18 protein-coding genes and 1 tRNA gene are annotated in these 18556 nt (G+C 54.2%); 13 read left to right on the forward strand and 6 right to left on the reverse strand.

The annotated features are described in order from the left end of the window. Nucleotides 1-458 precede the first annotated feature (458 nt). On the reverse strand, nt 459-1103 hold the full coding sequence (locus D3871_RS06825) for a response regulator (protein ID WP_119768211.1): 645 nt from the start codon (nt 1101-1103) through the stop codon (nt 459-461). Beyond that, complete coding sequence (locus D3871_RS06830; protein WP_158597879.1) at nt 1100-2266, reverse strand: PAS domain-containing sensor histidine kinase; 1167 nt, start codon at nt 2264-2266, stop codon at nt 1100-1102. Before D3871_RS06830 ends, D3871_RS06825 begins: the two co-directional genes overlap by 4 nt. A 485-nt stretch (nt 2267-2751) precedes the next feature. Here D3871_RS06830 and D3871_RS06835 point away from each other — a divergent pair, with 485 nt between their 5' ends. Beyond that, nucleotides 2752-3213 carry a DUF2721 domain-containing protein gene (locus D3871_RS06835; protein ID WP_119769944.1) on the forward strand — a complete coding sequence of 154 codons (462 nt, stop codon included), beginning with the start codon at nt 2752-2754 and terminating at the stop codon, nt 3211-3213. Between the two features lie 359 nt (nt 3214-3572). On the opposite strand, the gene D3871_RS06840 is transcribed toward D3871_RS06835, so the two are convergent. From D3871_RS06840 to D3871_RS06850, 3 genes are all read right to left on the reverse strand, one after another. Further along, nucleotides 3573-4178, reverse strand: a complete 606-nt coding sequence (locus tag D3871_RS06840) for a DUF938 domain-containing protein (protein WP_119768213.1) — start codon at nt 4176-4178, stop codon at nt 3573-3575. A gap of 128 nt (nt 4179-4306) precedes the next feature. After that, nucleotides 4307-4382 (reverse strand) — tRNA-Asn (locus tag D3871_RS06845). Between the two features lie 116 nt (nt 4383-4498). Then, complete coding sequence (locus D3871_RS06850; RefSeq protein WP_119768214.1) at nt 4499-5713, reverse strand: amino acid aminotransferase; 1215 nt, start codon at nt 5711-5713, stop codon at nt 4499-4501. Between the two features lie 119 nt (nt 5714-5832). Here D3871_RS06850 and uvrB point away from each other — a divergent pair, with 119 nt between their 5' ends. The 12 genes from uvrB (at nt 5833) to iscX (ending at nt 16830) form a co-directional block, all read left to right on the forward strand. Next, nucleotides 5833-7926, forward strand: coding sequence for an excinuclease ABC subunit UvrB (gene uvrB, locus D3871_RS06855; protein ID WP_119768215.1), 2094 nt, complete (start codon nt 5833-5835; stop codon nt 7924-7926). A gap of 126 nt (nt 7927-8052) precedes the next feature. Next, nucleotides 8053-8844 (forward strand): uracil-DNA glycosylase family protein, encoded by a 792-nt coding sequence (locus tag D3871_RS06860; RefSeq protein ID WP_119768216.1) that lies wholly within the window; start codon nt 8053-8055, stop codon nt 8842-8844. Between the two features lie 219 nt (nt 8845-9063). Next, the gene (locus D3871_RS06865) at nt 9064-9576 is read left to right on the forward strand and encodes a low molecular weight protein-tyrosine-phosphatase (protein ID WP_119768217.1); all 513 of its coding nucleotides are present in this window, start codon (nt 9064-9066) and stop codon (nt 9574-9576) included. Nucleotides 9577-9931: 355 nt separating this feature from the next. Further along, complete coding sequence (locus D3871_RS06870; RefSeq protein WP_147376755.1) at nt 9932-10855, forward strand: hypothetical protein; 924 nt, start codon at nt 9932-9934, stop codon at nt 10853-10855. A 260-nt stretch (nt 10856-11115) separates the two neighbouring features. Next, complete coding sequence (iscR, locus tag D3871_RS06875; RefSeq protein ID WP_119768219.1) at nt 11116-11589, forward strand: Fe-S cluster assembly transcriptional regulator IscR; 474 nt, start codon at nt 11116-11118, stop codon at nt 11587-11589. A 17-nt stretch (nt 11590-11606) separates the two neighbouring features. Then, entirely contained in the window at nt 11607-12860 is a 1254-nt protein-coding gene (locus tag D3871_RS06880) for an IscS subfamily cysteine desulfurase (protein ID WP_119768220.1), read from the forward strand. A 27-nt stretch (nt 12861-12887) separates the two neighbouring features. Then, complete coding sequence (iscU, locus tag D3871_RS06885; RefSeq protein ID WP_119768221.1) at nt 12888-13289, forward strand: Fe-S cluster assembly scaffold IscU; 402 nt, start codon at nt 12888-12890, stop codon at nt 13287-13289. Between the two features lie 49 nt (nt 13290-13338). Beyond that, nucleotides 13339-13662, forward strand: a complete 324-nt coding sequence (gene iscA / locus D3871_RS06890; RefSeq protein ID WP_119768222.1) for an iron-sulfur cluster assembly protein IscA — start codon at nt 13339-13341, stop codon at nt 13660-13662. An 83-nt stretch (nt 13663-13745) separates the two neighbouring features. After that, nucleotides 13746-14261, forward strand: a complete 516-nt coding sequence (gene hscB, locus D3871_RS06895) for a Fe-S protein assembly co-chaperone HscB (RefSeq protein ID WP_119768223.1) — start codon at nt 13746-13748, stop codon at nt 14259-14261. A gap of 38 nt (nt 14262-14299) precedes the next feature. Continuing rightward, entirely contained in the window at nt 14300-16165 is a 1866-nt protein-coding gene (gene hscA / locus D3871_RS06900) for a Fe-S protein assembly chaperone HscA (protein ID WP_119768224.1), read from the forward strand. Nucleotides 16166-16220: 55 nt separating this feature from the next. Next, on the forward strand, nt 16221-16559 hold the full coding sequence (gene fdx, locus D3871_RS06905; RefSeq protein ID WP_119768225.1) for an ISC system 2Fe-2S type ferredoxin: 339 nt from the start codon (nt 16221-16223) through the stop codon (nt 16557-16559). Nucleotides 16560-16635: 76 nt separating this feature from the next. Continuing rightward, complete coding sequence (iscX, locus tag D3871_RS06910; protein WP_119768226.1) at nt 16636-16830, forward strand: Fe-S cluster assembly protein IscX; 195 nt, start codon at nt 16636-16638, stop codon at nt 16828-16830. 80 nt (nt 16831-16910) lie between these two features. Here the strand turns inward: iscX and D3871_RS06915 are convergent, their stop codons facing one another. Continuing rightward, complete coding sequence (locus D3871_RS06915) at nt 16911-18389, reverse strand: PAS domain-containing sensor histidine kinase (RefSeq protein WP_158597880.1); 1479 nt, start codon at nt 18387-18389, stop codon at nt 16911-16913. Nucleotides 18390-18556: the final 167 nt, after the last annotated feature.

An 18556-nucleotide genomic window follows, 5' to 3' on the forward strand; every position in this document is an offset into this window, starting at 1 on the left:
TGCTTCGTATGATTGCCCAGTATCGCAATCGCAACAGGCAATTACTATCGGTGGGGGCTGAATTGAAATGTAGGAGAGTCGCGCTTTGCGTAGGAATATCCCTACAGAAGATCGGGAGGTTTGCCGATGGTTGAGCGTGACTTATTGCGAAATATGTTGAGAAGCCGCAAAAAAATCCTGCATTCGCATGGTGTGGAAGCAAATGCAGCAGCCGTTTGATGGGAATCTATAGGAGAAGTATTACACGTGCGCGGGGCTATCCGGATCTCTCACGGAAGATAAAGCAAAGCAACAAGAATCAGATAGAGAAGATTATGTCGACGACCGGCGTAGAAAAACTGACATGCTTATTATGATCCGTCCTGAGTATCTCGTGACGCTTACTCTTACTGCTTGTTGTCGCTCGTGCCTGGCTTATTCCAATCCTGTTATGGGTTGGGATTGGAATAAGGCATTTTCTAGTTGCGAAGAGGGCCCAGCAGACGATGTTGCACGGCATACTGCACCATTTCCGCGAGCGAGTTCATGCTCATCTTGGTCAGGATACGCGTTTTATGCGTGCTGACGGTTTTTGCACTCAGATGCAAAAAATCTGCAATTTCAGTGATCGACTTTCCACTGACGAGGAGTGTGAATACTTCAAATTCCCGGTTCGACAGTTGCTTGTGTGGCAGATCTTCGTTTGCCGGCATGACATCCATCGCCAATTGCTCCGCGACTTCCAGGCTGATATACGGGCGTCCAGAAGCCACTTTTCGAATGGCACTGACAAGCTGGGTGCCGGCACTCTCTTTGGTCAGGTAGCCGCGTGCACCGGCGCGGATCGCGCGTACGGCATACTGTTCTTCTTCATGCATGGTCAGGATAAGGATAGGAAGCTTCGGAACTTCATCCTTGATCTGGCGAATCAATTCGACACCGCTGCGGCCTGGCATCGACAGATCAAGCATCAGCAGGTCGAAGCCGCCCTTGCGAACATGCGCGAGAGCCTCGAAACCATCGACTGCCTCGCCAACAACTTCGATATCATCCGCTCCATCTAATATGCGCTTAAGTCCTTCGCGCATGATGGTATGGTCGTCGGCAATAACAATGCGAATCATAGGCGGCTTGTGGGCGTTGAAGAGGTCTGGTCTTTCGGAAATATCGGCTCAACAGGGATTGAAGCATAGATTGCCACACCATGCGGTTCGGCGCTTCGAATGGTGATTGTACCCCCCAAGACGAAGATTCGTTCCTGCATCGCAATCAGACCATAACAACCCGCTTTGTTTTCAACCCCGGGTTCCATGCCGATACCATCGTCCTCAATCATAACATCGAGTTGATTCCTCGTATGCGTAAAGGAAATTCGTGCATGCGATGCATGCGAGTGCCGCTCGATATTCGACAGTCCTTCTTGGATCACCCGGAAAATGACGGACGCGATCGGATCCTCCAGTTTCTTGTTGAGACCTTTATTTTCAATACTGCAGAGGATGCCGCTTCGCTTCTGAAAGTTTTCCGCCATCCATTCGACTGCGGGCAGCAGGCCAAAATCGTCCAATAAGGGAGGGCGGAGGGCTGATGCCATGCTCTTTGTCATTGTAATAACGTTGTCCAGCAATCCCTGCATCTGGGCAACGCGAGCGGGCAAGCTAGCGTTGGTTTGCGCAAGGCTGTTTTCCAGCCAGTCGAGATCCAGCTTCAAAACGCTCAAGCGTTGACCGATATCATCGTACAATTTTTTCGAAAATCGACGTTTCTCGACCTCGGTCGCTTGCTGGGTCGACGCTGCCCATTTGCGCAATTCGGATGGTCTGCTGGGCCGTTGTTTCGGCTCGCCCGCCGAATGCTGGGCAGAGGGATCTTGAACAATGAGAGCCAGGAACAATTCTCCGTGCACAGTGACTCTTGATATGCTGGCATGAAGCGTCATCGAATTGCCGCCGGCATGCAATCCCTTCAGCTCCACCTTGGCACGCCGCCCGGTAATGCGGGCTGTCGCCAGACGGTCCATGCGGCGGCGTTGCTCGTTGACAAGGCGCGCCGGCATCAATATGTCGAGAGAGCGGTCAAGGAGGCTTTCTGCGGAATGGCCAAAGATGCGCTCCACCTTCTGGTTCACCAACACAATCTGCCGCATCGAGTCGACAATGATGACCCCATCCAGTGCAGACTGGATCACGGACCGCAGCGAAGAGCCCACTTTATTCGTAGGAAACCGAGCAAGTGTCGTGATGATGTTCGTTAGCTTTCCCGTACTTGGTTCCAAATAAGTTGTCATCACAATTTCTCTAGTGCCTGATGGCTGATTGTCAGGTTTTGAGGTTCGTGCACGAAAGTCCGCCACACGCCGTATAGCAGGAAGCCGGGAAGGGTGGTACGACCGAACCTGCGCATCATGGAGATCTGCGCCCGGACCCTTGCCAATGACTCGTGTCGCTCTGGAAGACATACTGCTTGATCATATCGGCGAGATGTGCCGGTAATGTTGATAAAACCAATATCATTGCGTCGAGACTTCAGACATATCTCAGATCAGACAATGGTCAGCTACAAGTAGCAGCGTGAAATTAATCACCGTTGAGAAATCACAATCGCGCGGTTGCTGTATGGAAAGCGGCGCAACCCATTGGTTCCACCTCGTACGACGCCATTTGCGCTTGCTCAATCAGCGTTGGCGCCGGCAAATACCGAACTGGTAGACTACGGCAAGTAAGCATCGCATTCCTTGAATTCAAGCAGGTTTCCCACAAGACGAACATGATGATCGATATTCAGTTAAGCGAGATCAGCCATATCATCCAGCTGGCTATTGCACCTGTATTTCTACTGACCGGCGTGGGCACCAAGCTTTCAGTGTTGACCAACCGTCTTGCGCGCATTATTGATCGCTCGCGTGTACTGGAAGACCGAATCAATGCCACCTCTGGCGCCAACCATTCGGATGCCTATGCCGAACTGGATACCTTGTACCGGCGTTCGTATCTCATCAATCGTGCGATTACCTTGAGCACTTCATGCGGCCTGCTTGTATGTATCGTGGTCGCGACGCTTTTTATAGGTGATGCATTGAATCTCGGGCTTGCTGGATTCATTGCTTTTTGTTTCGTTTTGGGGATGTTTTGCCTGATCGGAAGTTTTGTTTATCTGCTGCGGGAAATTTTTGTGGCGACCAGTACAGTTGCAATGCGTAACTCGCGTGCGCTTCACAAGCCTCCAGGACGTTGACCGCTACCTATATGAGCCAAGAATGCTGCAGCGACCCCCTGGCTTCAGCTATCAATGGATTTGCCTGTCGTATCACTCAATGCTCAGCGGATTTTCAATTGGCGCGAATCTCATCAGAGTATTGGTCCAGCAGGTTGGACCGCATATGCGTCACTTTTGCATACTCGATAAGCGCGCAGCCGCAGCTGCTTGCCTTGCCCGAATCCGTTTCTATGCGAACACACTGACCAAAGCAGGATTGGTTTAACGCAAATCATTGCGTTATGGAATTGATTATAGAATGTCTCTGTTGATGAATGAAGACAACCGTCGGCTAAGCGACTTCAACAACCCGATGTCAGCGCTGAGTTTCGGCGGACTCACACGGCAACTGCTGCCTTTCTCCAGATAAGAAGGCGATTATTTGCCGGCATTGCATGATCCGCCGTCGCGATCAGTCCATTTGCCAGTGCAAGGTCGTTTATCTTTTCGATATCCCGGATGCCGCGATGTGCGGCTTGGCTCCGTAACTGTGCATCAAACTGTGCATTGCTGCTGCTGGTAAAGCGACCGTCGTAATTGAAAGGTCCATAGATGCACAGCAGTCCTGCTTCAGGCAATAGCCGTCCAATACGCGAGAACATGCTCTGAACCTCGTCCCAGGACATGATATGGCAGGTATTGGCGGTGAACACCACATCAAATCCCGAAACCGGCCATTCGTCGCCGGCAGCATCGACCAACAGTGGCGGAAGTACGTTGGAAAGTCCGGATTCGCTGATCCAGGCGCGAATGCTCGGATGATTTTCGCTCAGGTCGCTAGTCTGCCAGATCAGATGCGGCAAGGCGGCTCCGAAGTACACTGCGTGCTGGCCAGTGCCGCTGCCGATTTCAAGCACTTGGCTTACATCGGTCAGGACATTGCGAAGTACTGCAAGAATAGGATCGCGGTTGCGTTCGCAAGCGGCTGAGTATAGTTTGGTCATCGCGGGCAGGTTGGATTCAAGGAGGGTTCTTGAAGCAATATAAAGTTAGACTAATCTTTGTGCCTTGCGCGCTTTCGGAATTTGAAAAGAAAAAGGCCCACGTGATCACGTGGGCCTTTCGAATTTTTTGGCTCCCCGACCTGGACTCGAACCAGGGACCTGCGGATTAACAGTCCGTCGCTCTACCGACTGAGCTATCAGGGAACAGAGCCGCTATTATAGGCCGATCTTTCCGTAAATGTCAAAACTTTGCGGCATGGCTATGGAGTCAAACGAAGGAGGCAGTGTTTGGCCGGCCTTCGTTCTACCGACGGATTCGATTAGAGAACTTTTGCAATCGCGTCAACGACTGCGTCGATATTGCGCGAATTCAGCGCTGCAACACAGATACGGCCAGTGTCGACTGCATAAATCGAAAACTCGTCGCGCAAGCGGCCAACCTGTTCCTTTGTCAGGCCTGAATACGAAAACATGCCCCGTTGCTTGATAACGAAATCGAAGTCCTTGCCGGGAGCTTTTTCCTTTAGTTTCTTTACAAGCTCTTGACGCATTTCGCGAATGCGCACGCGCATGCCGGCCAATTCGTCTTCCCACAGCTTGCGCAATTCGGGATTTGCAAGCGAAGTTGCAACGACCTGGCCGCCATGAATCGGCGGGTTGGAATAGTTTGTCCGAACGACGCGCTTGAGTTGCGACAGAACGCGCGCGGCTTCCTCTGCACTGACAGCGGCGATGCTCAAGGCGCCGACACGCTCGCCATACAACGAGAACGACTTGGAAAAAGAGTTGGAGACGAACAAGGGGCCGCCGGCCTCTGCAAAACGGCGCACGACCTTGCCGTCTTCCTCGATGCCATCGCCAAAGCCTTGGTAAGCCATGTCGAGGAAAGGAATCAGGCCGCGTTGCGAAACGACATTGATGACATCGGTCCACTGTTCTTCGGTCAGATCCGCGCCGGTCGGATTGTGGCAGCATGCATGCAGCAGCACGATGGAGCCTGCGGGCATTTCCTTCAGCGCATTGAGCATGCCGGTAAAGTTCACGCCACGTGTAGCTGCATCGTAGTACGGATAGTTGTTGACGACAAAACCGGCCGACTCGAACAGCGCACGGTGATTTTCCCAGCTCGGATCACTGATCCAGACTTGCGAGTCGGGCGAAAAGCGCTTGAGGAAATCAGCGCCAATCTTGAGTGCGCCAGTGCCGCCCAAGGCTTGTACGGTAACCGCGCGTTTCTCTTGAACTACCGCACTGTCAGCACCAAATACGAGTTCTTGCACCGCTTTGTCATACGCCGCCAGACCGTCGATCGGCAGGTAGCTGCGGGGAGTCGGCTTTTCCATCAGTTGTGCTTCTGCCTTGCGTACGCAATCGAGCAGAGGCACCTTGCCGTTATCATCGTAATAGACGCCGACGCCAAGGTTGACCTTGTTCGGATTCTTGTCGGCGTTAAAGGCTTCTGTAATGCCCAGGATAGGATCGCGCGGCGCCATTTCGATGGCGGTGAAGAGAGAGGCGGGATGGGATTGGCTCATCGTGATAACATGAAAAGTTGGCTGCGGATACAAGCAGATGCAGCAGGGTTATAGTCAGTTTCGGGCTCGTGGCCTCAAACCAAGGTGTAACTTATTATTCTACCAAAGGTCGAATACAGATGGCAGATTTATCCCAGGTTTCCAGCCCCATAGACGAGTCGAAAATCGTCACTTTCCCGAATTCGCCCTATCGTTTGTACCAGCCTTTTTCACCGGCTGGCGACCAGCCGGCTGCTATAGACAAGCTGGTGGAAGGCGTCGACGACGGGTTGTCTTTTCAGACACTGCTTGGCGTTACCGGTTCTGGCAAGACCTATACGATGGCAAATGTGATTGCCCGCCTCGGGCGTCCCGCCATCGTCTTTGCGCCGAACAAGACATTGGCAGCGCAACTCTATAGCGAGTTCCGCGAGTTCTTTCCTCAGAATGCCGTGGAATACTTCGTCAGCTACTACGATTACTACCAGCCTGAAGCCTACGTGCCGCAGCGCGACCTGTTCATCGAGAAAGACTCCTCGATCAACGAGCATATCGAACAGATGCGCCTGTCGTGCACCAAGTCGCTCATGGAGCGGCGCGACGTTGTCATCGTTGCTACAGTGTCCGCGATTTACGGTATCGGTAATCCGAACGAGTATCACAAGATGATCCTTACCTTGCGTGCCAAGGACAAGGTAAGTCAGCGCGATGTGATTGCCCGCTTGATTCAAATGCAATATACGCGCAACGAAGTCGATTTCGGCCGCGGAACGTTCCGGGTTCGGGGCGACACCATCGACGTGTTTCCGGCCGAGCATGCGGAGTTGGCAGTGCGCATCGAGACCTTCGACGATGAGATCGACAGTCTGCAGCTGTTCGATCCGCTGACCGGGCGCGTGCGGCAAAAAATTCCGCGTTTCACCGTATATCCGGGATCGCATTACGTGACGCCGCGTTCCACGGTGTTGCGGGCGATAGAAAGCATCAAGGAAGAACTGCGCGAGCGACTTGAATTCTTTAGAAAGGAAAACAAGCTGATCGAAGAGCAGCGCATCGAGCAGCGTACCCGTTTCGATCTTGAAATGATGCAGGAAATCGGCTTCACCAAGGGCATCGAAAATTATTCCCGCCATCTGAGCGGTGCCATGCCGGGGGAGCCGCCGCCGACGCTGGTCGACTACCTGCCGCAGGATGCCTTGATGTTCCTGGACGAGTCGCACGTTCTTCTTGGGCAGTTGAACGGGATGTACAACGGCGACCGCGCGCGCAAGGTCAATCTTGTCGATTATGGATTCCGGTTGCCTTCTGCACTCGACAACCGTCCGCTGAAGTTTGCCGAGTTCGAAAGCAAGATGCGGCAAACGGTGTTCGTCTCTGCCACGCCGGCCGAATACGAGGGCACGCACTCTGATCAGGTAGTGGAACAGGTTGTCCGTCCCACCGGGCTGGTCGATCCGCAGATAGTTGTGCGGCCCGCCAGCACTCAGGTCGATGACCTGATGTCGGAAATTGCGGATCGGGTGAAGAAGAATGAGCGTGTCTTGGTCACCACGCTGACCAAGCGTATGGCCGAACAGTTAACTGAATTCCTGGGAGACAACGGCATAAAGGTACGATATCTGCACAGCGACATCGATACCGTTGAGCGCGTCGAGATTATTCGTGATCTGCGTTTGGGGACGTTTGATGTTCTGGTCGGTATCAACCTGTTGCGGGAAGGGCTGGACATACCCGAAGTGTCGCTAGTCGCCATTCTCGATGCCGATAAGGAAGGCTTCCTTCGTTCCGAGCGAAGCCTGATCCAGACTATTGGCCGTGCGGCCCGTAACCTGAACGGTACTGCAATTCTCTACGGCGACAAGGTGACCGATTCGATGCGTCGTGCAATCGACGAAACAGAACGGCGCCGTAACAAGCAAGTGGCTTTCAACAAGGCCAACAACATCACTCCGGCTGGCGTGAAGAAAGAAATTCGCGACCTGATCGACGGCGTCTACAGTCCGCAGGAAGCGCGAAGCGAGCTGCTGGTTGCGCAGGAGCAGGCGAAATACGAGTCCATGAGCGAGAAGCAGGTCAGCAAGGAAATCAAGCGGCTTGAGAAGCTGATGGTGGACCACGCAAAGAACCTTGAATTCGAAAAAGCCGCACAGGTTCGCGACCAATTGCATTTGCTGAAGGAACAGCTGTTCGGCGCACCCGGCATGGATAACGTTATTCCGCTTGCTGGCAAGTAAAAGACTGGCATTGGCGCCATGCTCGCCATCGCGATCATGGCGACCTGCTGAAATCGTTATTGCATTATCGTCTTTGATTGCCATTGTGACGGTTACAATCCGGGCTTTAACTTCTTTTACAAGCCGATGCCGAATTCGCTCTCACCGTCCATCGTCGATGCCCTTTCACTGGCACACCAATCCTGGCATGAAATTATTCTCAGAGGCTTGAATGCAGTCGCGGCAGCTGATCCCGGGTACTTGCCGGCATTAGCCAACACCAATTTCCTGCCGACGGAAGGACGGATCTTTGCCGCGTTCACCAAACCGCTCGATGAAGTGCGCTACGTCCTGGTCGGAGAAGGGCCCTATCCGCGTGAAGAGAGCGCAACGGGCGTGTGCTTCATGGATGGTGCGGTGGAATCTCTCTGGTCGGAAAAGGGTTTGTCCAAGCAGGTCAACCGTGCCACCTCGCTACGGAATTTCATGAAAATGCTGCTCGTCGCCGACGGTTTGTTAAAGCCCGACAATACCTCCGGCGATGCCCTGGCTCATATTTCGTTGAAGGCGCGCGCCATCGGCTCTACGTTCATTCAGACACTGACCGAATTGCAGGGAAATCTGACGCGCCACGGTTTCCTGTTGCTGAATGCTAGCCTAGTGTTCCGTCCGGACGTGCCACCGGTAAAAGATGCCAGGGCATGGAAACCGTTTCTGGAAACCGTGATGGAAGCGCTGGCGGATCATGCCGAAAGTAAGGGCAAGGCAGCGCCAATGCTTGTGTTGTGGGGAAAAATCGCCGAGCAGCTAAGTGGGCTGAAAGCCACCTCGCGGTTTCCGAGCGCTGCGTCGGAACACCCATACAACCTGTCGTTTATCGGCAATCAGACTATGCAACAACTGTTCGCTCCGATGCGGCTTCTGCAGCAGCAGAAATAACGGCACTCGTTCAGCTTCGGTGTCAGCGGCGCGCCTTATGCTCAGCCTTATGCTCAAGGTCGGTTTATTCAGCCTGTATCTTTGATCAATAGGCGTGGCGCGGCGATTTGTCGAAAATCATGATGTCCTGCCGCCGATTTGCGAATATAGGCTCGTGCCGGGCACGCCCAAGTCAACTTCGATCTGCTCAGGGTGGCTCGCTGATACCACGGAGTCTCTATGGAAACCACCCGGATCCTTTTCGTTTGCATGGGTAATATTTGCCGCTCGCCAACAGCAGAAGGCGTAATGCGAAGGATGGTCACGGATTCCAATCTCCATCAATACATTTTGATCGATTCTGCCGGTACGCACGGCTATCACGTCGGCGAGGCGCCGGATCCACGTGCACAGGCGGCCGCGCGCAAGCGTGGCTATGACCTGAGTGCATTACGAGCCCGCAAAATTGAAATGGCGGATTTCACGCGTTTCGACATGATTCTTGGCATGGACTTCAATAACCTTGAAGTGCTGCAGGCCCTTTGCCCGCCGGAAAATCAGCACAAGCCTGGCTTGCTCATGGTCCATGCCGAAAACAGAGCAGCGTCAATCGTTCATGATCCTTATTATCGCAGTGCGAAGGACTTCGATCTGGTGCTCGACTATATCGAAGACGCTTGTCGCGGCCTTCTCAATCGCCTTGTGGGCGGCAGCTCTATGCGAGCGCGTGAAGATCTCGCATCCGGACGCTAACGGTTAAATTTTCAAATGCTTGAGTCCTGGCCGTCAGTTGGCATTTCAAGCCGGCTGACAGCCGGCTTGTGCCGGTATTAGTCGTAAATGTTCAGACGTGTAAAACAGGCATGACAAGATTTGTAAAACATACGGAAAAAGAGCAAACCACCTCGCCTATATGACAAAAATCGTCATAAATTGGGTGAATTTCAGCGTCTTTTCAGATTTATTTCCATTAGGGGTTTTGGTATAAAAATTGCGGGGGCATGTTCGGTACTTGACGTGGCAGAGTGAAACTATGAACACCTTGACGAATGCGCTTGTAACGGTAGCCGGAATGACGATATGTCCGCTATTAGTCCATGCTATGGAAATGCAGGAGACATCCCAGGCGGCAGCGATGGAAGTCGCCATGGTCCAAGACGTGGACATTGCACCTTTGCTGGCGAGCGATGATGCGGATTTGCAGCGCGATGTCTTGACCTCTCTGTTTTCCTATCCGTATCCGGGTGCTTTTCGAGGGACCACCTACGCTGCGGCCTCGCGTGGACCTGGGCTTGCATTCGTATCCGTGACGTCGCTACCGTCCTCGACCATGCTGATGTATGAATATCCCGCGCTCGAATCGAATAACGCTATGCAGAGCGAAAACTGGCTGGATGCCGGCCGCAATCCTGTGAACCAGGTAACGGTGGGTTATGCCTGGCGCGGCGTGACTATAGAAAGTTCTACTCTGGCACAGCATGCTCGGGACGGCAATCGACCGGGCCGGCCGGATTCGCCGCGCTTCGATATGCGGTCGGCACGCCTTTCGTATAGTCCGGCGCCGAACTGGGTATTTCGGTTCAGTCGGGGTTCGGTAAGCACACTGGACCAGTTTGTTCCTAACGATGAAGTACGGCGTACCGCTCTGGCCGCAACATACACGCTGCCGTTCCGGGAAGGCGACTGGCAGACTACTCTGGCATGGGGACGTAATGCGCGCAAGCATAGGGAAAGCACAATGGGCTACCTGTTGGAATCAACATTGAGATTCAGCGGTACGCATGCACTGTTTGGCCGTATCGAACAGGTAGGCAGTGATGGATTGACACGTGAAGATGAATCGCTCCAGCGGCAACTGTTCAAGATGAATCGCGTTTCGCTTGGCTATTTCTATGACTTACGAACTACCGGGACAATGCACCTTGATGTGGGCGCCTTGATAAGCCGGCACATGGTTCCCTCCGCCATGGAAGCATCCTATGGAAAAGATCCCACCGCTTACATGATGTTCGTTCGGGTCCGTACCCGTTGACTGTGACAGCCAGTCAACACGGCAACATGCCGATAGGAAATATGAAATAATGCCAGCCGTACATGCTGCGCAACGGCATTTGTGGGCCCAGCTCGGCTGAAAGTCCTCCCTGGGTAATACCTGACAAAAATACTCAACTTTGGTATACTTGACTAAATTCTTCGGGATTCAAGAGTATTGATTCCCGAAGAGCAAGAGCGTCGAACCTGTTGTTAATGTGCGGGTAAGACGATCAAAGCCTTGTACTGGAGCTGAAGTATATGCGTCTGACAACCAAAGGCCGCTTTGCGGTCACTGCCATGATTGACCTTGCGTTGCGCGAGGAAAATGGGCCTGTCACGCTGTCGGCTATCAGCCAACGGCAGGAAATTTCCCTTTCGTATCTTGAGCAGTTGTTCGGCAAGTTGCGGCGTCACGCAATCGTGGAGTCGGTACGCGGCCCTGGTGGTGGCTATACCCTCGCGCGCAAGGCAGAAGACGTTACGGTGGCCGACATCATTATCGCGGTGGACGAGCCCATCGATGCAACGCAGTGCGGCGGCAAGGAAAATTGCCATAGCCCGGGGCATGAACACGGCAGCCGCTGCATGACACATGACCTGTGGGCGACGCTGAACGCCAAAATGGTCGAATACCTGGATTCGGTGTCGCTGAAAGATCTGGTCGATCAGCAGCGACAGAAGAGTGCTGAACATAACGTGGTGCAAATGCCCCGCCCACACGTAGCCGCTTGATTTGGAGTTATTCCCGTATGAACGCCCCTTTGGAAAAAAGCCTGGTCGATACCATCAAGGCCCCGCATTTCCCGATTTACATGGACTATTCGGCCACGACGCCGATTGATCCGCGTGTCGCCGACAAGATGATTCCCTATCTGCGCGAGCAGTTCGGCAATCCGGCGTCACGTAGCCATATGTACGGCTGGACAGCGGAAAAGGCTGTGGAAGATGCTCGTGCTGATGTCGCGGCCTTGGTCAATGCCGATCCACGCGAAATCGTCTGGACATCGGGTGCCACTGAAGGCAACAACCTTGCTCTGAAGGGGGCGGCGCAGTTTTACAGGACTAAGGGCAAGCACATCATTACCGTAAAGACAGAGCATAAGGCTGTTCTCGATACGGTACGCGAACTCGAACGTCAGGGCTTCGACGCGACCTACCTGCAGCCGCAGGACAACGGCCTGATCACCCTGGAGCAATTGCAGGAAGCGATCCGCCCTGACACGATTCTGATCTCGGTGATGCTGGTCAACAATGAAATCGGCGTGATTCAGCCGATTCAGGAAATCGGTGAACTGTGCCGCTCCAAGGGCATCATCTTCCATTGCGATGCAGCACAGGCAACAGGCAAAATGGCAATCGATCTGGAAAAATGGAAGGTCGACCTGATGACCTTTACCGCGCACAAGACCTATGGCCCCAAGGGCATCGGCGCTCTCTATGTCCGTCGCAAGCCGCGGATCCGGCTCGAGGCCCAGATGCATGGCGGCGGTCACGAGCGTGGCCTGCGGTCCGGCACATTGCCGACCCACCAGATCGTGGGCATGGGCGAGGCATTTCGTATCGCCAAGGAAGAGATGGACGCCGAAATCGCGCGCGTACAAGCATTGCGCGACCGCTTGGCAAAGGGACTTACCGAGATGGAAGAGGTTTATATCAACGGCGACATGGAACACCGTGTTCCCCATAACCTCAATGTCAGCTTCAATTATGTCGAGGGCGAATCGCTGATCATGGCGATCAAGGATATCGCTGTTTCTTCCGGTTCCGCTTGTACTTCGGCCAGTCTGGAACCATCTTATGTCTTGAGGGCGCTTGGCCGCAGCGATGAGTTGGCGCACAGCTCGATCCGCTTCACCATCGGTCGATTCACGACCGAGGAAGACATCGACTTCACGATCAACCTGATCAAGACCAAGGTGGCCAAGCTGCGTGAACTCTCGCCGCTGTGGGATATGTACAAGGACGGGATTGACCTGAGCACGATCCAGTGGGCTGCACACTGACTTCCACAAGATACAAGGAGCATTAATATGTCTTATTCTGCAAAAGTTCTCGACCATTACGAAAACCCGCGCAACGTCGGCGCCTTTGAAAAGGGCGACGATACCGTCGGTACCGGCATGGTGGGTGCCCCGGCTTGCGGCGACGTAATGAAATTGCAAATCAAGGTTGGCGCCGGCGGCGTCATCGAAGATGCCAAATTCAAGACCTATGGCTGTGGTTCGGCAATCGCGTCTTCTTCGTTGGTGACCGAATGGGTCAAAGGCAAGACACTGGACGAGGCGATGTCCATCAAGAATACCCAGATCGCCGAGGAACTCGCTTTGCCGCCCGTGAAGATCCACTGCTCGATTCTCGCTGAAGATGCGATCAAGGCAGCCGTACATGATTACAAGGCCAAGCACGGCGCCGAAGCCAAGGAAGCTGCCTGATTTGATATCCGGTACTGCCGGGGAACAACTGGAAAGAAACTGATTTGCTATGGCAATCACATTGACCGAAAAAGCTGCAAAGCACATCAACCGTTATATCGAACGCCGGGGCAAGGGCATCGGCTTGCGCTTCGGCGTGCGTACGACCGGCTGCTCCGGGCTGGCGTACAAGCTTGAATATGTTGATGAGACCACGCCTGAAGACAATGTGTTTGAATCTCATGGCGTCAAGGTATTTGTTGATCCCAAGAGCTTGCCGTATATCGATGGAACCGAACTGGATTTCGCCCGGGAAGGATTGAACGAAGGCTTCAAGTTTCATAATCCGAACGTGAAGGACGAATGCGGTTGCGGCGAAAGCTTCCGTATTTGAGTTGATCGAGTACTGCGCCGTAACGGGCGGGTAATCGCACGTCAAGCCTGTTGATGTCTGAACAGGCTTTTCTTTGAATGACCATGAAAAATCACTTCGAGCTGTTCCATCTGCCGCAAAAGTTCGCCATCGACATGGCGGCATTGGATTCGGCTTTTCACGAAGTGCAGAACCGCGTGCACCCGGACAAGTTCATCAACGCAGGCGACACTGAAAAGCGCGTTGCGATGCAATGGGCAACGCGTGCCAACGAGGCGTATCGGACGCTGAGAAATCCATTCAAGCGCGCGGCCTATCTGTGTGAACTGAACGGGGTCGACCTCCAAATCCAATCGAATACCGCAATGCCACGCGACTTCCTGATGCAGCAGATGGAATGGCGTGACGAGCTCGAAGAGGCAAAGGCAGACAGGGACCTTGCGGCGCTGGAAGGGCTCGAATCAGACCTGCGAGCCGCTCGTAAGAAAAAATTATCCGACATCGCAGCTCTGCTCGATGCAGACGATTTCGTGGCAGCCGCACAAGGAGTGCGTCAGCTGATGTTTCTTGAAAAGTTCGGCGAAGAAGTGGAAGCCGTCTTTGAAAAAATCGAGGGCTGAAGTTTCGTTCACGCAGCCGACAATACAGATCACATTCTATGGCTCTCCTACAGATATCCGAACCCGGCATGTCGACCGCGCCACATCAGCACAGGCTGGCGGTAGGCATCGACCTTGGTACCACCAATTCGCTGGTGGCGACCGTGCGAAGCAGCATTCCCGAGGTGCTCACCGACGAGGATGGGCATCCTCTGTTGCCGTCCATCGTGCGTTATCTGCCGACCGGCAATGCGCATATCGGCTATAAAGCCCAGGCCGCGCAGACCACCGATCCCAAGAACACCATCGTTTCTGTCAAGCGCTTCATGGGCCGCGGCCTGAAGGACATTGCCTACGTCGAGAACCAGCCTTACGATTTTGTCGACGCACCGGGTATGGTCCAACTGAAGACGGTCGCCGGCGTCAAAAGCCCGGTCGAAGTATCGGCCGAAATTCTCGCCTCGCTGCGCCAGCGCGCCGAGGACGCATTGGGCGACGAACTGGTCGGAGCAGTGATTACCGTGCCGGCCTATTTCGATGATGCGCAGCGCCAGGCTACCAAGGATGCAGCCAAACTGGCTGGGCTGAACGTGTTGCGCCTGCTGAATGAGCCGACCGCGGCAGCCATCGCGTATGGCCTGGATAACGCTTCGGAAGGCATTTATGCGGTATACGATCTCGGCGGCGGAACCTTCGATATTTCGATTCTGAAGCTGACGAAGGGCGTGTTTGAAGTCCTGGCAACCGGCGGCGATTCGGCGCTGGGCGGCGATGATTTCGATCACCGGATCCTATGCTGGATCACCGAACAGGAAAACCTTGCGCCGCTGTCCGACAAGGATACGCGTATCCTGATGGTCAAGGCCAGGGAAGCCAAAGAGTTGCTGTCCACGCAGTCGGAAACCCATATCGATGCAGTGCTCAATTCCGACGAAGAAGTGCGCCTTACCATCAATGCGGCCACGTTCGCGCAGATCACGCAGCACCTCGTCGGCAAGACCATTACGCCGTGCAGGAAGGCGCTGCGGGATGCGGGACTGAGCGCGGACGATGTGGATGGTGTTGTCCTCGTCGGCGGTGCTACCCGCATGCCGCATGTGCGCAAGGCGGTCGGAGATTTCTTCCAGACCATGCCACTGGCAAATCTGGATCCGGACAAGGTGGTTGCATTGGGTGCAGCCATTCAAGCCAATCTGCTTGCGGGTAATCGTGCGCCGGGTGATGACTGGCTGCTTTTGGACGTGATTCCGCTGTCGCTCGGTATCGAAACGATGGGCGGTCTGGTCGAAAAAGTCATTCCGCGAAATTCCACTATCCCTTGCGCGCGCGCGCAGGAGTTCACCACGTTCAAGGATGGTCAGACAGCGATGGCTATTCATGTCGTGCAAGGTGAGCGCGAACTAGTCAGCGATTGCCGATCTCTGGCACGCTTCGAGCTGCGTGGCATACCGCCGATGGCGGCTGGAGCAGCCCGCATCCTGGTAACTTATCAAGTCGATGCGGACGGCCTGCTTTCCGTTTCGGCGCGTGAACAGCGTTCCGGTGTCGAGGCATCAATCGAAGTCAAGCCATCGTATGGGCTGGGGGACGACGATGTCGCGAGGATGCTGCAAGAGTCGTACAACTCGGCCGATGCGGATATGAAATTACGTGCCCTGCGCGAAGAACAGGTCGAAGCCGAACGTATACTCCTGGCCACGCAATCGGCACTTGATGCCGACGCCAGCCTGTTGTCCGAAGAGGAGCGCGAGCAAATTGCCGGCCTGATGGAAGAGGTCCGCAAGATGTCCCACAGCGACGACCATGCAGCGATAAAGGCCTCCGTCGATGCGCTTGCCCAAGGCACCGAGGAGTTTGCGGCGCGCCGGATGGACCGCAGCGTACGCGTTGCACTTTCCGGCAAGAAGCTGGACCAGATTGCCTGAATGGCGGACCACAGTCCGTCGCCCGGCTTGACACTAACATCACGAGGTAAGCGAAGTGCCCCAAATTGTTGTTCTTCCCCATGCCACACATTGCCCGGAAGGGGCTGTCATTGAGGCGCCCGCCGGCACATCGATCTGCGATGCCCTGCTTGAGCATGACATCGAAATAGAACATGCATGCGAAAAATCCTGCGCCTGCACGACCTGCCACGTTGTAGTGCGCGAAGGATTTGCGTCGCTCAACGAACTCGAAGAAAAGGAAGAAGATTTGCTGGATCGCGCCTGGGGCCTGGAGGCAACTTCGCGGTTGTCGTGTCAGGCGGTCCTTGCCGACAAGGACGTCGTTGTTGAAATACCTAAGTACACGATCAATCACGCAAGCGAGAATCATTAAAGCGGTTTGCGGAAGGTGATACGGCGCTGAAGCAAGCGCCTCGCCAATCCGGAAATTGTCCCAAGAGGAGGCCGATATGAAATGGATAGATACCGTTCGCATTGCTGAAGAATTGCATGACAAGTATCCGGACATCGATCCGACGACTATACGTTTTACCGACTTGCATCAGTGGGTGTGTGCCCTGGATGGATTCGAAGATGATCCCAAGCGGTCGGGCGAGAAAATTCTTGAAGCAATACAAATGGCATGGATCGCCGAAGCGCAATAGGGCTTCAGCGTTTGGGGCTTCAGCGTTTCGTCGGTCATTGTAGTCAAGTATTTTTGCGGGCGACCGGCGTGGCGGATCTTTCAGCACTGCTCCTGTAGCGGCAGGGAAATCGTCAGCACGGTTCCCTTGTCGGGTTGGCTATCGATGGTCAATTCGCCGCCAAGCGCGTTAATCCGTTCTTCTATGCCTACGAGCCCGAATGAGTTGGCTTTTCTACGGCAGTCCGGATAGATGCCGATACCGTTGTCGGCAATCTTCATGCACAGCTTGTATTCCTGTCGATACAGCGCGATTTTCACGTAGGAAGCCTGCGCATGGCGGATCACGTTGTTGAGCGATTCCTGCAGAATGCGGAAGAGCGCAGTAGCCCGGTCGTCTTCAAGCGTGACTTCGTCTTCCATTGTCAATTCGCATGCTATGCCGCTGCGCCGTTGAAAATCCTGTACCTGCCACTCGATGGCGGCGGTCAGCCCCAAGTCCAGAACGGTGGGGCGCAGATTGTTGATCGCAGCGCGCACTGCTTTCATCGTTGCATCGATATGACTAAGGGCAATACTTACCCGCTCATTGAGCTTGGGATGAGCACGCCCTGTGCGGGTATGCAGCATCGAAACATCAATCCGCAATGCAAGCAGATTTTGACCAAGATCATCGTGGATTTCCCGCGCGATACGCTTGCGTTCGTCTTCCCGCACACGCTCTTGATAAGACACAAGATGGCGTAGCATCTGGCGGGAGTGGCGTAGCTGCTCTTCGGCGTTCTTGCGTTCGGAAATGTCGGTGCAACTGCCGATATAACCAAGAAAGCGGCCTGACGGCGACGTGCGCGGCACACCATGTGCCAGCATGTAGTGATAGTGCCCGATGCTGCTGCGCAAGCGGTATTCGACAGAAAAGGGGCTACGTTCGGCAAACGCTGCCGACTGACTAGCGAGATAGTGCGCAACGTCTTCGTCGTGGATACCTTCGATCCAGCCCTGGTTCAGTTCCTGCTCAAGGGTCCGCCCCGTGAAATCGAGCCACATCTTGTTGAACCAGAGGTATTGCTGGTCCGGTCCGGTGGTCCAGATGAGGACCGGCGCGGAGTCAGCCATCAGGTGAAAACGTTCCTCGCTTTCGATCAGGATACGTTCGGCCTGCTTGCGTGCGCTGATGTCGCATACGACCATCCGGCATGTTTGCGTTGCTGAGTCGACATTTGCCTCAATATGCGCATGAAATGGCTGTTTCATGGCATTCAGCAGGCTTAGTTCGCAAATCTTCTTTTCCTCGCTGCTGAAGACATCCTCCAGAAACGAGGAAAAATCGGCCTGCAGATGAGGCTCAATGTAGTCGCTGAGATTGCTGCCGACTAAGCTTGCACGTGGAATGACCAGCAAGCCAGCTCCGGTAAGATTGACGTCGCGAATGAGTCCCTGGCGATCGATGCAAAAATAGCCGACCGGAGCAAAGTCATAAAGGTCGGCATAACGGTTTGTCAGGCGATTGGTGTCCAGCACTGAATTGACAGGCAAGTAGGAAAGCTCTTGCTGTTGCACAGTTGGATCATGCGTAAACATGAATGTCGTGCGCGATACTGTATTCTCGGACGGCTGCTCATCTGCGCGTCGACGGAGTTGCTTTGGCCGAATCATCGATTTTTCGTTACCGTGTCCCACAAGCGATATTCCCTGAAAATGCAGAGAGTTTGTAGTGCTAAAAGAACAAGTATGGTGCTGGGGGCAAT

It is taken from the genome of Noviherbaspirillum saxi (assembly GCF_003591035.1).
Taxonomy (GTDB): Bacteria; Pseudomonadota; Gammaproteobacteria; order Burkholderiales; family Burkholderiaceae_D; genus Noviherbaspirillum; species Noviherbaspirillum saxi.

Excerpts from the sequence above, each read along its gene's own strand:
- D3871_RS06825 (WP_119768211.1), bottom strand. The coding sequence starts at position 1,103 with ATGATTCGCATTGTTATTGCCGACGACCATACCATCATGCGCGAAGGA.
- D3871_RS06830 (WP_158597879.1), bottom strand. The coding sequence starts at position 2,266 with ATGACAACTTATTTGGAACCAAGTACGGGAAAGCTAACGAACATCATC.
- D3871_RS06840 (WP_119768213.1), bottom strand. The coding sequence starts at position 4,178 with ATGACCAAACTATACTCAGCCGCTTGCGAACGCAACCGCGATCCTATT.
- D3871_RS06850 (WP_119768214.1), bottom strand. The coding sequence starts at position 5,713 with ATGAGCCAATCCCATCCCGCCTCTCTCTTCACCGCCATCGAAATGGCG.
- uvrB (WP_119768215.1), top strand. The coding sequence starts at position 5,833 with ATGGCAGATTTATCCCAGGTTTCCAGCCCCATAGACGAGTCGAAAATC.
- D3871_RS06860 (WP_119768216.1), top strand. The coding sequence starts at position 8,053 with ATGCCGAATTCGCTCTCACCGTCCATCGTCGATGCCCTTTCACTGGCA.
- D3871_RS06865 (WP_119768217.1), top strand. The coding sequence starts at position 9,064 with ATGGAAACCACCCGGATCCTTTTCGTTTGCATGGGTAATATTTGCCGC.
- D3871_RS06870 (WP_147376755.1), top strand. The coding sequence starts at position 9,932 with ATGCAGGAGACATCCCAGGCGGCAGCGATGGAAGTCGCCATGGTCCAA.
- iscR (WP_119768219.1), top strand. The coding sequence starts at position 11,116 with ATGCGTCTGACAACCAAAGGCCGCTTTGCGGTCACTGCCATGATTGAC.
- D3871_RS06880 (WP_119768220.1), top strand. The coding sequence starts at position 11,607 with ATGAACGCCCCTTTGGAAAAAAGCCTGGTCGATACCATCAAGGCCCCG.
- iscU (WP_119768221.1), top strand. The coding sequence starts at position 12,888 with ATGTCTTATTCTGCAAAAGTTCTCGACCATTACGAAAACCCGCGCAAC.
- iscA (WP_119768222.1), top strand. The coding sequence starts at position 13,339 with ATGGCAATCACATTGACCGAAAAAGCTGCAAAGCACATCAACCGTTAT.
- hscB (WP_119768223.1), top strand. The coding sequence starts at position 13,746 with ATGAAAAATCACTTCGAGCTGTTCCATCTGCCGCAAAAGTTCGCCATC.
- hscA (WP_119768224.1), top strand. The coding sequence starts at position 14,300 with ATGGCTCTCCTACAGATATCCGAACCCGGCATGTCGACCGCGCCACAT.
- iscX (WP_119768226.1), top strand. The coding sequence starts at position 16,636 with ATGAAATGGATAGATACCGTTCGCATTGCTGAAGAATTGCATGACAAG.
- D3871_RS06915 (WP_158597880.1), bottom strand. The coding sequence starts at position 18,389 with ATGTTTACGCATGATCCAACTGTGCAACAGCAAGAGCTTTCCTACTTG.